Source organism: Selenomonas sp. oral taxon 138 str. F0429, from assembly GCF_000318175.2.
Lineage (GTDB): Bacteria > Bacillota > Negativicutes > Selenomonadales > Selenomonadaceae > Centipeda > Centipeda timonae.
On record NZ_KB290938.1, the window covers coordinates 24170 to 38270 of the forward strand.

Here is a 14101-nt window from a genome sequence, read left to right on the forward strand (position 1 = left end):
CAAGCGTCTTCTTGCTGAACTCCGGCAGCTCGTCCAGGAAGAGCACGCCGTGATGTGCGAGTGTCACCTCTCCCGGACGCGGAATGCTCCCACCGCCGATCATCGCCACCGTCGAAGATGTATGATGCGGACTGCGGAAGGGACGCGTCGTTACAAGCCCCGTATCCTTGCCAAGCAGCCCCGAGATGCTGTAAATCTTCGTGATCTCGATGGCTTCTTCCTTCGTCAGCTCCGGCAGGATCGAAGGCATACGGCGTGCAAGCATCGTCTTTCCCGAACCGGGCACGCCGACCATGAGGACGTTATGCCCTCCCGCCGCTGCAATCTCAAGCGCACGCTTCGCGTCCCTGCACGTCCGCAAAGTCATCGGTAAACGCAGCGTCTTTTTGTGATTCGATATGATTCGGTGTGGCAGGAGTCAGCATCTCCGTGCCCGTCAGATGACGCACAAGCTGCGCCAGATTCTCGACCGCATAGACCTTCAGTCCATCAATGAGGAGTGCCTCATCTGCATTGGAGGGAGCAACATAGAACTCCGTCAGCCCATGTTCCCGTGCCGTAATCGCCATTGGAAGGATGCCGCTAATCGGTCGGCAGTTCCCATCGAGAGAGAGTTCTGCCGAGAAGAGCGCACTCTGTACCGCCGCCTCCGGAACCATACCGTAGGATGCAAGGAGACCAATGGCAATCGGCAGATCAAGCCCCGAGCTGTCCTTACGCACATCGGCAGGTGCAAGATTCACCGTCACCCGCTCCTGCCGCAGCTGAATGCCCGAGTTGCGGATTGCAGTGCGCACGCGCTCCTTCGACTCCTTCACCAACGTATCGGGAAGCCCGACCAGCTCAAAGCCCGGCAGCCCCGGCGAAACATCCACCTCAACGTCGATAATCCGTCCGTCAATCCCGAGGGTCGTCGCACCATAAGTCTTTGCAAACAACGGCTCTCCCTCCTACGTTTCAAATATAAGAAAATTATAACACAGGATAGGGGAAGTTGCCTAATGATTCTTTGCAAAAGAAAAGATTCCAAACGCCGGAGGTGACGAAGGGAATCTCCCTTATTATGACGTTTTCCTTCTTGTTCGTTACACTGTATCACTCACCTTGAATAACAACTTCTTGTTTACTTCCGCACTTGCTACAGCGAAAGGAGGTTTTCCTCTTTGTTCCTTTCCCCTTTATTGATGTTGTTGTATAGGGAGCTGATGTATTACCGCATTTCTCGCACTTTCTGCGATAGCGAAGGATATTGTGCTTCTCTTCAATAATCACACAACCAGACAGTGCAATCGACATATAAATTCTCCTCTCGAACGATTCCTCACACCGCATCGCCATTATCTAAGACAGCCACGCCATCCTCCATGCCATGACGAACGAGCACAGATGCAAAATCCTCCCCATTCAACAAGACTACACTCTCCTGCTCTGCAAGAGCTCGTGCCTCTGTGCTAAACTTATCCGTAAGATTAATAAGGATTAACACTTTCGCTCTTCCGTCCTTCTTCGCCATCTGAACAAGTTGCTCAACCCCCACAATGTCATTACCGTCATGCCCGCGCTTTTTCTTTGCCTGTATGTAGATCTCAGGCATCTCATCATCATATTTTGCATAAATGTCATACATTAGCGTCCGCTTGCTGAATGCCTTAAATACAAGATCGACATCGCCGCCCTCACCGTCATAGTAGTTGCTGCGCACCTTGATGTAGCCACTTTGCACAAACAGGCTCTCGATCACTCGCTCAAACATGGAGTTCTGCCACGACTGCATCTTGTGAACAATTTCCTTGAGATAGAAGCTCCTCGCCTGATCAGTTTCTGCCGATAGGAGTCCGAGACGTGTGTGTACTGGATGCGTCATGCTCATCCCCGATACGATCCGAGCATCAATGGCATCCATAACCCCCTCATTTACAACACGATTTACTGCACTTTGATAGCCTCCGAATGCACGGCTAAGTGCCTGTGCCGCACCACTTGAATCATAGTCACAGCTGACGAGGGACTCCACCTCGATATAGTGCCCGAAATCATTCCTCCCATCCGACAGGGAAAACTCATATGGCTTTTTGCATTTCACAATCGTGAAGTAACGCCCTGTCGCCGTCTGCTGAATGCTGACCTTAGGAATGACAATTAGATCGCCTTCTTTGATTTCAAGCATTATACGCAACATATTATAGCGGCGTTTCATATTTTCACTAAATGAAGACCATTTTTTCCATGCTGCTGTAAACTCGTCAAACGGATTTCGCACATCCATTCCAGAGCCGCCCCATCCCTGTCGCAAGCGTCCCTGCTTTAACTCTTCATAGATAAAAGGAAAACACTCGCCATAGTCTACACGGAAAATGAAATAATTAGCCATAATAGTTCATACTCCTTTACTCATCAAAACAGATAAACATCATCATCAACATTAGTTCTAGCTAAATACAAAATATTCCTCTATTTCACGTAGTCTTTCCACCCTGTCGAGAGAGGAAATCCTTCCCATTTTAGTATGTGAGAACTCTTTCCTTGGCAGGATAGAAATTCTGCAACAATCTAAAAAACAGTCTTTTATCATGATTCACTAAAAGTTTGTTAATCCATCTCTCTTGCAATAAATACGACCTCCTCACACTCCTTATCCGCTCTTACCGTCCATATAAATTGCGCTGCCGGAAAACATTGGATGATCTCCTGCGCTTTTTCTCTAATGTAGTCGGAAAGATCATCCTCCTGCTCTGACATATACCCCCATTCGAGATGCTCATCTATAATGAAAGAATATTCTTCGTCCACACAGAAAGAAACTAATACCCCCTGCACTGACTCATCCCTCACAGGCAGTTTATCTTGGCGAATCAGACGCTCCTCCGAGACACAATAAATCTTCCCTTCCTGCGATGCCAATGTGTTTCTTACATCCGAATAGTCCAAGACTCCCATATCCTCATAACAGCTTTTGCCCCACCACAGTCCAAACCAGTGCACGAAATCCTTTGCGCACTCCACATCATCGAAGCAAAAGATGTCGGGGTTATGCAAATGTCGGTAGAACTCATCTGTTCGCCGCACCAACAAGGGCTGCACTGATTCGATAAATTCTCCCTCGGAGGCTGTACGGTATATGAGAAGCATATCCTGCTGTTCAAATATTTCCGGCGGGGTTGTTACGAGGTGGGTGTCCGCGATCAGCAAGACGCGCCATAGACATACTTCATCCTCTTCCATGTCGTACGGCTCATCATTCTCAAGACTTTCTCTATCTGTATAAGACGCCCATATCACATAGGGCTCATCATCTCCTTCGTATCTCTCGCGATCTTTATAAAATCGCCGCACAGTCATACCATATAGGGGATCGCACTCTGTAACGCAGGAATAATTGCGCTCCAAAGGAGGAAACAAACTCTTATCGACACAGGTAATTCGCAGATCCCATATTTCCTTGTATGATGACATTTCTTCCCCCATCAATTCGATTTACCGCTCGCCTTTTCCGCTCACAGGTCTTTGAATTCTTCGCCTGTATATGGACATCGGTTTTATAATAAGCCATAACGATCAAATAACTGGATTGGTAAGTTTCTTTGCAAGAAGTACGGTCACACTCCGCTCTTGACATACTTCAACAATCCATATAATGTTTCCACTTTCGTGAAAAGAGCTACAGAGTTTCTCCGCTTTTACACATACTTCGTACAGTGAAAGTTGCTCATCCCCTCTAAAGATAAACAGAGCTCCCTGTGCTTCTGCATCTTTTTCGGATAATTCTTCCTGCTGAATCAGAGTTTTCTTAGATATGCAGAGAATATTTCCTCGCTGTGATGCAAATGCCGTGAGAACATCGGCGAAGTCAAGATCAATAACTTTGCAGTCAGTTAGCATCTGCCATCCGAGGAAGCGAATAAACTCTTTTGTTGCATCCATATTGGCAAAACAACAGATTGCAGGCCTAGACATAGTCACATCCAGCTCCCCCTTTTGTAAAGGAAAGAGCGGGTACACACATTCGACCAACTGCCCCTCGGTGGTTGTCTGATAAACAAGGATCATATCCTGCTTTTTGAGCATTTCAACAGGGTACTCTGCCACGGATACATCCGCAGTTAATAGGATTCGCCAGCCCCCAAATATCATCTTCGGTACGAGAAAACAATCCATCTTCTTCGTATTTTTCTATCTCCTTATAAAGCCTCTCCACAGGGATACCGTATTCTGGCTCACAATTCTCCCGATGAGGATAGTATTCCGACAATGAAGGTATCAAATCATCACACGTACATGTAATCCTAAGTTCGCGAATTTCCTTGTACGATGGCATTTTGCTCTCTCCTTACAATTTGATCCCCTACATATCGTCTCAGATTTCTGCAGTGGAAGCGCACTATTTCCACAAAGCGAATATTTGCGCGTACCGCTTACCGATAAACACTTCCCATATAATCGACCGCATCGCAAATCTCTTCCCGCAGGCTTTTCGGCTCCAAGACCTCCGCATATTCTCCGTACTGCAACGCCCAGTATTTCATCGCCAGTTTGTTGCAGACAACGGAAATAACGAGTCCATCCGCCTCCTCCTGCACGATGCGGAACGCCTTACCGAACCAGTCGATCAGCGATCCCATCATGTGCTCACGGACGCGCATTTTCACTTGCACGCTAGGACCGCTGAACATATAGATGTGTTCTGCCATGTGCTTGGGCAAACTGTAGCCTTGGGCAAAGTCTTCTACTTTATCTTTCGGCTTGACCTTGTCAGCAAGCATCTGCACCTTCGTCATGTAATCCAAGCGATAATGAGAAACATCGTCGTATTTATCATAATTTCCGAGCAGATAATATCTGCCCTGATTTGCCACCATCTGATACGGATTTACGATATACGGCTCTTCTCGCCGAGGATGCAGCTTGAAGTCTTTGCCGTAGCTATTATAAATGAAGCTGACCTTTCGCCCCTGTTCGATGGCATCGTTCAGCACATCTAAATTCAGCAGAACTTGCTTATTGTCCGAGTGTATGAGTTTCGGCAGATGGGAAATATGCTTAACTTTGGCGCGAAAGTATTTGTTGCCAAGTCCTGTCAGTTTCTCGATCAGTCGTTCGGCCTGTGCGGCGGAAAGGGTGCGGGAAAAGAGGACGCTGTCGATCAGCATCCTTAGTTCCGCATCATCAAACTGGCGCGACATAAGGTAGATACCGTCTTGCATGGAAATCTCATGCCCCATATCCTCCAAGAGCACAAGATTATTCTTGACCGTCTGCCGAGTACATTTAACGCCGTAGTTTTTTTCGAGCAAATCTACAATTTCCAGTTGCGTCAAGCGATGGTCGTTGTCCGTATATTGCTCCAAAATCTCCAGAATCAGTAGATTCAGAGACTTCTTGTCACACAATCCATAGAGAGACATACGCTCACATCCTTAAAATACAGATCCTTTTGATACGATATGCGTCGATTCCTGTTATTTTTGTCGGACAAATTTTTCTGCTAGTCGAGGAGAAGTTCATCCAATTCGACAAGTTTGGCATGGATGTCAAAACTGCATTCGCCCTCGTTGTAAAGCAAGGTGGAAGACACCGACCATCCACCTCCCATCTGCTTGCCTCGGACATACAATGCACGCGCCTTCTGCACATCAAACGCTTGGGGTGGGAGATGACCTTCCTGAACCACCATTCGATCCATGAACACGGGATACCCGTTGATGTCGAGCGCACTCTTATCCGGCTCATCATCGTACATATACAGATCAAATGCCCCTTCATAGGTGTTCTTGTCAACCTCGGAGTGCGCCTCGTTTCGCACAAAATACCGGGTAATCGTGCGGATGCCATAGCCTGCGATGGAGTCGAGCCTTATCCGATCCTCTCCAAATCGGATAAAGGGATGTTCTTTGCTGGTCATCGTAATTTCTCCCTTCATAAAGTAGAAACCCAAGGACGGTATATCTCAGTCTCACAAGTCGCGAAATATTTGGCAAAGAAATCAGTGCTGTGCTACAATTGTTTGATAATTGCATTATAGCATATTCGATGTTAAAAATTTTTACCTTTTGGAGATTTTCAAAAATATTTCCGATGTTCCCAATTCCTATACGCTCACGTCCGCTCTATCCTGAAACAATACCGCCCCCCGTGTCCATGTCCACGGTCACGCACTCCAGCATGCTTGCCCACAGTCGTCTGAAGGAGAATCAGCACATTCGTCGTCTCATTCTTCATATCTATGCCGACTACGACAACTGCATCGGTGCTTATAAAATGACGCATATTTTATCCCGTGACTATGGCATTTCCATCAGCAGCGCAAGAGTGTACCGCCTGATGCGCTCCATGACCCTTCCAAAGCCTTCCACCGTTAAGCCAAAACGAACCCCACAGAAAGACTCCGGTGAATGCCACGATCTCCTGCGTCGGCAGTTTCATCAGTCTGCCCCCAATCTTGTTTGGGTCAGTGATTTTACTTATCTTAGGGTCAATCGTACTTGGTACTTCCTTTGTATTGTGATGGATTTGTTTTCCCGAAAGATCATCGGTTGGAGTTTATCCTCCAAACACGATACCGCCCTGATTATCGCTGCCTTCCATAAAGCATATCAGAGCAGGAATATTTCCTACGGACTGATCTTCCATTCCGATCATGGGGCGGAGTATACCGCTTCTTCTTTCCGTAAGCTTTTGGATGCAAACAATATTGTCCAGTCCTTCTCCAAGAAAGGATGTCCGTTTGACAATGCCTGTTGTGAATCGTTCTTTATCATCTCTTCTGTTACGATAGCACCGCCCATCCGTCATAACAAGGTAAAAATTGTAGGGAGGACAATTCACCCTTCTCTTCCTTTATTCTTCCTAAAGGATCAATGTCTCCGTCTGCGGCGGGATCGTATTTTCCTCCATCAGATCATGAACAATGCGCAGTCCGCGCGCCAGCTCCTCATTCGTTGGCGGCGAGCAGAGGGCAAGACGAATAAAAGAATACTCTTCCTCGCTGCCGACGGCAAAGTGATCCGACGAGAGGACACAAACACCACGATGCTGTGCCTGCGCCTCAAAATTCGCCCCACCGCATCCCACAGGCAGCGGCATCCATTGGAAGAAGCTGCGTGTATTCCCCGTATGTGCAGGGAAGATCCCTTGAAAGATGCGATTGCGATCCTCTGACATCCGACATTTCTCCCGCATTATACGCTCCGCTGCGCCGCTTTCAATCAGCTCTGATGCGATCTCCGCACTCAGCGGCGGGATCGCCATACTGAGGCTGCGCGCCGCTCTCCGAATGAGCTGCCTAAAATGCGCTGGAACAAGCATGTATGCAACACGCAGTCCGGGACAGGTAAGTTTTGAAAGACTGTGCAGATAAATGGACTGCCGCGGGAGGAGCACGGTCATGGGCGCAGCGTTCTCGCGTGCCGTAAAGCCGTAGGCATCGTCCTCAATCAAAAGCATATTGTGCTTACACAGCACCGCTGCAATCTCCCTGCGCCGCTCCTCAGGCATGACGATACCGGTCGGATTCGCGCAGGACGGCATAAGATAGACACCCTTGATGTTTATCTGCTGATACTGCTGTGCGAGCGCATCCGGCAGCATCCCGTCCACATCTCCCTCGATGGGGATGAGGCGGATGTTCAGCTGTTTTGCAAGGCTGATGAAATTCGCGTACGTATACCTGTCCACCGCAATTCGATCCCCTGCATCGAACAGCGCAGTGAGTACGATTGCAAGTGCACTCTGCGTTCCGGCAGTAAGGAGGAGATTCGTCGGCTCTGCCGTGAGAGAAAAACGTGCAAGCCAGCTGCACACAGTCCGCGCATGACGGTTCTCATCCTGTTCACTGCCAAGCGTAAAGAGCCGCGCTGCATCCCTGCCGCGCAGGATCTCCCGCGCGGTATCCGCAAGAATCTCGCTAAGTGAATCGTACGGATGAATGCTGCCAAGTTCAATAAGGGGCTTTTTCGTTCCTCCCATCGTATCATGCAGCACGGCATTCGGCGAGACGAACGTCCCGCGCCCAATGACCGCATAGATCAGCCCCTTGTCCGTACAGAGACGAAAGGCGCGCATTACCGTGCTCAGATTGAGATCGAGGTAGTCGGCAAGCTCCCGCTGCGGCGGGAGTTTTGTATGCGGCGACAGCCGTCCGCTGAGGATATCCCGTTCAAGCTGCACGGCAAGTGCACGATAGAACGGAGGATGGAGCCCCGCACGTACGGGACACCATGTCATCGGATAGTCGTCGAACGAATTGATGGGCATAGGACATCTCCTGCAATATTGTCATACATACAATTTTACTGTTGAAATCATACAATAGGCAGTCTAACATAATAATTGTATGTATTATATCACAGGAGAGATGACCGTGAATATGAAAAACAGCATTGCTTCAACGAGCACAAAGGTATCCGCCTCACTTTATATCCTGCCCTTTATCCTGGTCGGCTCGTTTCTGTCCATCTTCGACCAGTTCGTTATCAATGTCGCCGCCCCCGCCATCATTTCCTCCTTACATCCGTCGGCTGCAGAATTCGAGGGCATTATGAGCGGATACGCGCTCGTCTATGGGGCGGGGCTGATGGTCGGCGGACACCTCGGCGACCGTTTCGGACGGCGGCGTATCTATCGTCTCGGACTGTTTCTTTTTGCCGTGACCTCGGTGCTCTGCGGTGCTGCTCAGACAGCACTGCAGCTTGTTGTCGCACGCCTTCTGCAGGGGCTTTCGGGCGCCGTCATGGTGCCGCAGGTACTTGCTCTGATTCGTGTTTCATACGAAGAGAATGCACGTGTGCAGGCACTATCCGCATTTGGTGTGTCCATCGGACTCGGGCAGATCATGGGGCAGGTACTTGGCGGCTGGATTCCCGCATGGGATTTCCTCGGACTCGGTTGGCGTATGATTTTCCTTGCCAACATGCCGATCTGCCTGATCGCCGGCATTGGCTGCAGGTCGCTGCCCGCATGCCAAAACGCTGCACACGAGGCATACCAAAAGCAGTTCGGAAATCCTCTTCGACTCTTTCGTTATCGTGGCTATACGGTCGGAATTTTTCTCAACGTATGCCTGTACGCCGCCATTGTCCCCTTCTTTGTCGTGCTCGGTCTCTACCTGCAGAATATCTGTGACCTCACACCGCAGACGGCGGGGCTCGTCTTTATGGCGGTCGGCACGGGGTTCATCCTTGCCTCATCTGCAGGACCTGCACTCATGCGGAAGTTCGCGCCGCCGCGCGTACTGATCTACGGAACGATCTGTACCAGCGTGGGCATCCTCGCCATGTTGCTTGGTACAATCACGGGACTGTCCACTGCGATTCCCTTTGTCCTCCTCTCTCTGTTTCTCCTCGGTATCGGCAACGGCACAGTGATTCCCATTGCAACGGGTATTGTCCTGCGCTATCTGCCGATGGAGGACGCAGGCGTTGGCGGTGCCATCCTGACGACGGAGTAGCAGCTCGCAGGTGCACTCGGGATTGTGCTTACGGGTGAGTTTCTCATGGGAGACGGCATATCTCTCGCCTCGCCCGCCACCTATGTGGACGGTCTCGCCCTTCAGGTGTGCGCCGCATCGGCTGCGCTCTGCTGCGCCGTTTGCCTCAGCCGTATCCCCAGCGCCACGCAGAATCCACAGAGATCATCAAATTTTTCCGCTTGCCACAAATTTCATATCACCTTATAATTGATAACAAAATCCAATCGCGTTGATTATGGAGGTTTTCTTATGGAAAACACAAGCCCTATGCGGCGACTCTGGCAACTCGCCGCTGCGGAGCATGGGCGGCTGCGCATGGCGATTGCACTTGCGGCACTCGGCGTACTCGCGGGGATTGTTCCCTACTGGGCGGCGGCAGAGATGATTACAGTACTCCTCTTTGACGCAGTGGAGCCGCGCTTCTATCTCATCCTATGCCTTACTGCCTTCGTCGGCTATGCCCTGCGCAGCATCCTATATGCACAGGCTCTTGCGCTGTCGCATCGCGCGGCATTCGCTGTACTGCGCGACATCCGCACGCGCGTCCTCGGGAAACTGCCAAAGCTCCCGCTCGGAGCCGTGATCGATCACGCAAGCGGCGCAATGAAGCACATGATTGTCGATCAGGTCGAGAGCATGGAGCGCACGATTGCGCACCTATGGCCGGAGATGACAGCAAATACATTTGGACCCTTGTGCATCTTCATCTATTTGCTCATCCTCGACTGGCGCATGGCGCTGCTCTCTCTCGTCTCGATTCCCGTCGGCATGGTCTTTATGGCGATCGTCATGCGCGACTACGAGGAAAAATACGCAGGGGCGGTGCGGACAACGGACGAGATGAACGCCGCTGTTGTCGAGTACATCGGCGGCATCGAGGTCATCAAGGCATTCAACCAAGGTGCAGCGTCCTATGAAAAGTTCTCGGAAAAGGTTCGCGCAAATGCCTCGTACTACTATCACTGGATGCTGCACTGCCAACTGCCAATGTCCCTCGGCAAGGTGGTATCCCCGACCACGCTCATCACGATCCTGCCTGTGGGCTGGCTCTGGTATCAAGACGGTACTCTTCCGATGGATGTCTTTATCCAGACGATCATCCTTTCCCTCGGGATCGCGGGGCCTCTGCTCGCGTCCATGAGCTTCATCGACGCATTGGCAAAGGTCGGCACAACCGTCGGTGCCGTCGATGCTTTTCTCTCTGCCGAGGAGCAGCACCATGCGACGACGCCGATTCCCGTTGAGACGACGGACATCGCGGTGGAACATGTCTCCTTTGCTTACGACGGAACGAACAACGTCCTAGACGATATCTGTCTCACGATCCCGAGCGGCACGCTGAACGCATTTGTCGGCGCAAGCGGCAGCGGGAAATCGACACTCGCACGTCTGATCGCCGGCTATTGGGATGTACAGGAGGGCAGCATCCGCATCGGCGGACATGATGTGAGGGACATCCCCCTTCCTCAGCTCTATGATCTGGTCTCCTTTGTCGCGCAGGATACCTATCTCTTTGACGACACGATCCGAGAGAATATCCGTCTCGGCAAAACATCGGCGACCGATGCCGAAGTCGAGCGTGCGGCAGAGCTTTCGGGCTGTGCGAAGTTCATTCAGAAACTCGAGCAAGGCTACGATACCCTTGTCGGCAGCGGCGGCAACCATCTCTCTGGCGGCGAGCGCCAGCGCATCGCGATCGCACGCGCGATGTTGAAGGACGCCCCCATTGTCATCCTCGATGAGGCAACGGCATACATTGACCCGGAGAACGAGGCCGTCATCCAGCGCGCTGTCGCACAGCTGATCGCCGGGAAGACGGTCATCATCATCGCGCACCGTCTCTCTACTATCACCGATGCGGATACGATCTTTCTCATCGCGGGCGGCACAATCGCAGCATCGGGAACGCACGCACAGCTCCTTTCGGACTGCACAGAATACCGCAGCATGTGGCAGGCACACATCAGTGCAAAGGACGGTGATGCAAATGATTGACGCACTCAAAAAAATCTGGGCGTTCGCGGGCAGCGAGCGAAAAAATCTCAACCGCTCAGTGCTGCTCGGTGTGCTCTACGCCATATTCCACGCCCTGCAAATTGCAGCACTCTATGTCGTTCTGAAGGGACTCATGGAGCATGTGGACGGCATGGATACGGCGATGCAGGCACTCGTAATCCTCGCCGTCAGCATCCTCGGTAGATCCGTAGTCGAGTATATCTCACAACTGCAGCGCGTCCATGCGGGCTACTTCATGGCGGCGAACAAGCGCATCGCCATCGGAGAGCGTCTGAAGCGCGTCCCGATGGGCTATTTTAACGAGAGCAGCCTCGGACGGATCATGGGCATCGCAACAACTGTTCTGGGCGATGTAGAGGAAACTGCCTCCATGGTGCTTGTCAACACGCTGACCGGCTTCCTGAATACCCTCATCCTCATCCCGATGGTCTTTGTCTTCGAGGGGCGCATCGGCGCCGTCTTCATTGTCGGCATCGCCCTCTATCTGTGTGTCACAGCGACCATGGAGGAAAAATCCCGCATGCTCGCACCAAAACGGCAGGCGGCACAAGCATCGCTTGTCGAGGCCGTACTTGAGCAGCTGCACGGAATGCACGTCATCAAGGCATTCAACCTTACGGGCAAGGGCGATAGACAGGTGCGTGATGCGCTTGCCGAAAGCGAGCGAGCCAATCTTTCGATGGAGCGTCTCTTTACCCCATACGTGGCTACACAGGAACTCATCCTGCGCTTTTTCAGCATCCTGATCATCGCCGCCGCACTCTATGCACATTGCACAGGAACAATGTCCCTGCTCGATGTGATTATGTGCATTGTCTTCTCCTTCATTGCCTATCAGCAGCTCGAATCTGCGGGCAGTGCGCTCTCTCTGCTCCGCGTCGTATGCGCCTCCATCGACGAGGCAAACGAAACAGATGCCATTCCACAGCTCGACGAAAGCGGCAGAGATATTGTCCCCACGCACCATGATATCACATTGGACCGCATATCCTTTTCCTACGGAGAAAGACCGCTCCTCCGCGACATTTCCGCAGAGATCCCCGAACGCAGTTTGACGGCGATTGTCGGGCCGAGCGGTTCCGGCAAGACGACGCTGTGCCATCTCATTGCGCGGTTCTGGGATGTCGATGCCGGCACAATTACCATCGGCGGACACAATGTCAAGGAATATACGCTTGCGTCCCTGATGGCACAGATCAGCATTGTATTTCAGCGCGTCTACCTCTTCCACGATACAATCGAGAACAACATCCGCTTTGGGCGACCACAGGCGAGCCGCGCAGAGGTCATTGCGGCAGCAAAAAAGGCAGCGTGTCATGATTTCATCATGAAACTGCCGAACGGGTATGAAACAATGGTCGGCGAGGGTGGCGCAAACCTTTCGGGCGGCGAAAAGCAGCGCATCTCCATCGCCCGTGCCATTCTCAAGGACGCGCCCATCATCATCTTTGACGAGGCGACGGCGAACGTCGATCCAGAGAACGAAGATCGGCTGCAGCAGGCAATCGAAGCACTGACGCAGGACAAGACCGTCATCATGATCGCCCATCGGCTGAACACGGTTCGAAACGCCGCGCAGCTCCTCGTTGTAGCAGACGGCAGGATCGTTCAGCGCGGAACACACGAAGAACTGATCGCCAAGGATGGCATCTACGCCGACTTCATCACATCGCGCAGAACAGCCGTCGGGTGGAGGCTATCATCTTCGACAGCTCAGTCCAAAATCAGATGATCGCGGACATAAAGGTATCCTCTCACCCAAACGCGAAAGGATAATTTTTTGATCGAAAGGTAGCTGTTTCAAGGGGTGTAACACATTATTTATCTGCGAAGTCTGAGTTCCTAAAATTTAATATGTAAGAAGAGCATTCCTTATCAAAGTGCTCCTCTATTTTTTATGTATCTTTTTCCCGTCCATCTCAATAAATTCTCATCGTCGTTCAGTTTATTTCTTTGACAGGATGAATACTCTGCCGCAATCTAACGAGCGTCATCCTCCAATACCAATCTCAATCCCGCCCTTGAAAACAACTACCGCGCCATCACCCTTAACTACAATGTGATCGAGCAGTCCGCCCCACAAATCTTCATCGAATTCGCTCTGCTCCCCGTTGATACCATATACCACTTGAATCATGGTCTCCAAGGTCTTTCTCTTGCCCTCCCTCTCTGCAATTTGCTCATCCAACCTCGCTAGATGCCCCTGCTTTTCCACATAGAGCGCACGAATTTCATTTTCCTGTTTCAGATATGCCGTCTGATCCTGTGCCACCCGTGCATTCTCGTGAATCAGTGTTTCAAGCCGTTCTGCCAAAACGCCGAGTTCCTGTTCTATTCTATCGTGTTCCTCTGTCAGCTCCCCCGTCCAGCAAACGCCATCAATCAGGGATTGGAGTTCCACAATCACCTTCTCTTTGACCTCCACCAAGGAGTTCAGTGCTTTAACGAAAATCTGTTTGATTTCCTCCTCCGTCAAGTGTCTCGTGCCGCACGGCTTTCCCTTGTGGGCATATTTCTTGTTGCAGCGATAGATGACTCTGCGGTATTTGTCGGTCGAGTGCCATACCTTCGCTCCATACCAAGAACCACAGCAGCCGCATTTGATTTTGTTCGCGAAGATGC

The 14101-nt window shown here is 51.2% G+C and carries 11 protein-coding genes and 2 pseudogenes; 4 read left to right on the top strand and 9 right to left on the bottom strand.

Annotated elements, in window-relative coordinates; all coding sequences use genetic code 11:
* From HMPREF9163_RS12420 to HMPREF9163_RS05050, 7 genes and pseudogenes are all read right to left on the bottom strand, one after another.
* Positions 1-938 (bottom strand): annotated as a pseudogene (locus HMPREF9163_RS12420) (YifB family Mg chelatase-like AAA ATPase); the annotation flags it as partial.
* A gap of 157 nt (positions 939-1095) precedes the next feature.
* Entirely contained in the window at positions 1096-1296 is a 201-nt protein-coding gene (locus HMPREF9163_RS12060) for a hypothetical protein (RefSeq protein ID WP_009440597.1), read from the bottom strand.
* A gap of 25 nt (positions 1297-1321) precedes the next feature.
* Complete coding sequence (locus HMPREF9163_RS05030) at positions 1322-2371, bottom strand: restriction endonuclease (protein ID WP_009440598.1); 1050 nt, start codon at positions 2369-2371, stop codon at positions 1322-1324.
* Between the two features lie 218 nt (positions 2372-2589).
* Entirely contained in the window at positions 2590-3453 is an 864-nt protein-coding gene (locus HMPREF9163_RS05035) for a hypothetical protein (protein WP_037346168.1), read from the bottom strand.
* Positions 3454-3555: 102 nt separating this feature from the next.
* Positions 3556-4086, bottom strand: a complete 531-nt coding sequence (locus tag HMPREF9163_RS05040; protein WP_232296666.1) for a hypothetical protein — start codon at positions 4084-4086, stop codon at positions 3556-3558.
* Positions 4087-4412: 326 nt separating this feature from the next.
* Entirely contained in the window at positions 4413-5402 is a 990-nt protein-coding gene (locus HMPREF9163_RS05045) for a WYL domain-containing protein (protein ID WP_009440601.1), read from the bottom strand.
* 80 nt (positions 5403-5482) lie between these two features.
* Positions 5483-5899: a hypothetical protein gene (locus HMPREF9163_RS05050; RefSeq protein WP_037346171.1), complete on the bottom strand. Its 417-nt coding sequence runs from the start codon at positions 5897-5899 to the stop codon at positions 5483-5485.
* Positions 5900-6159: 260 nt separating this feature from the next.
* On the opposite strand from HMPREF9163_RS05050, the pseudogene HMPREF9163_RS12730 reads away from it, so the two are divergent.
* Positions 6160-6708 (top strand): annotated as a pseudogene (locus tag HMPREF9163_RS12730) (IS3 family transposase); the annotation flags it as partial.
* A gap of 135 nt (positions 6709-6843) precedes the next feature.
* Here the strand turns inward: HMPREF9163_RS12730 and HMPREF9163_RS05055 are convergent.
* Entirely contained in the window at positions 6844-8250 is a 1407-nt protein-coding gene (locus tag HMPREF9163_RS05055) for a PLP-dependent aminotransferase family protein (protein WP_009440604.1), read from the bottom strand.
* 112 nt (positions 8251-8362) lie between these two features.
* On the opposite strand from HMPREF9163_RS05055, the gene HMPREF9163_RS05060 reads away from it, so the two are divergent.
* The 3 genes from HMPREF9163_RS05060 (at position 8363) to HMPREF9163_RS05070 (ending at position 13211) form a co-directional block, all read left to right on the top strand.
* Positions 8363-9442, top strand: a complete 1080-nt coding sequence (locus tag HMPREF9163_RS05060; protein WP_232296668.1) for an MFS transporter — start codon at positions 8363-8365, stop codon at positions 9440-9442.
* Between the two features lie 270 nt (positions 9443-9712).
* Positions 9713-11458 (top strand): ABC transporter ATP-binding protein, encoded by a 1746-nt coding sequence (locus HMPREF9163_RS05065; protein WP_009440606.1) that lies wholly within the window; start codon positions 9713-9715, stop codon positions 11456-11458.
* Positions 11451-13211 carry an ABC transporter ATP-binding protein gene (locus HMPREF9163_RS05070; protein WP_037346174.1) on the top strand — a complete coding sequence of 587 codons (1761 nt, stop codon included), beginning with the start codon at positions 11451-11453 and terminating at the stop codon, positions 13209-13211. Before HMPREF9163_RS05065 ends, HMPREF9163_RS05070 begins: the two co-directional genes overlap by 8 nt.
* 258 nt (positions 13212-13469) lie before the next feature.
* Here HMPREF9163_RS05070 and HMPREF9163_RS05075 read toward each other — a convergent pair.
* Positions 13470-14101, bottom strand: a 632-nt coding sequence (locus HMPREF9163_RS05075; RefSeq protein ID WP_009440608.1) for a zinc ribbon domain-containing protein, incomplete at its 5' end; no start/stop codon positions are given.

Coding starts and splice junctions, on each gene's coding strand:
- HMPREF9163_RS12060 (WP_009440597.1), bottom strand. CDS start 1,296: ATGTCGATTGCACTGTCTGGTTGTGTGATTATTGAAGAGAAGCACAAT.
- HMPREF9163_RS05030 (WP_009440598.1), bottom strand. CDS start 2,371: ATGGCTAATTATTTCATTTTCCGTGTAGACTATGGCGAGTGTTTTCCT.
- HMPREF9163_RS05035 (WP_037346168.1), bottom strand. CDS start 3,453: ATGTCATCATACAAGGAAATATGGGATCTGCGAATTACCTGTGTCGAT.
- HMPREF9163_RS05045 (WP_009440601.1), bottom strand. CDS start 5,402: ATGTCTCTCTATGGATTGTGTGACAAGAAGTCTCTGAATCTACTGATT.
- HMPREF9163_RS05050 (WP_037346171.1), bottom strand. CDS start 5,899: ATGACCAGCAAAGAACATCCCTTTATCCGATTTGGAGAGGATCGGATA.
- HMPREF9163_RS05055 (WP_009440604.1), bottom strand. CDS start 8,250: ATGCCCATCAATTCGTTCGACGACTATCCGATGACATGGTGTCCCGTA.
- HMPREF9163_RS05060 (WP_232296668.1), top strand. CDS start 8,363: ATGAAAAACAGCATTGCTTCAACGAGCACAAAGGTATCCGCCTCACTT.
- HMPREF9163_RS05065 (WP_009440606.1), top strand. CDS start 9,713: ATGGAAAACACAAGCCCTATGCGGCGACTCTGGCAACTCGCCGCTGCG.
- HMPREF9163_RS05070 (WP_037346174.1), top strand. CDS start 11,451: ATGATTGACGCACTCAAAAAAATCTGGGCGTTCGCGGGCAGCGAGCGA.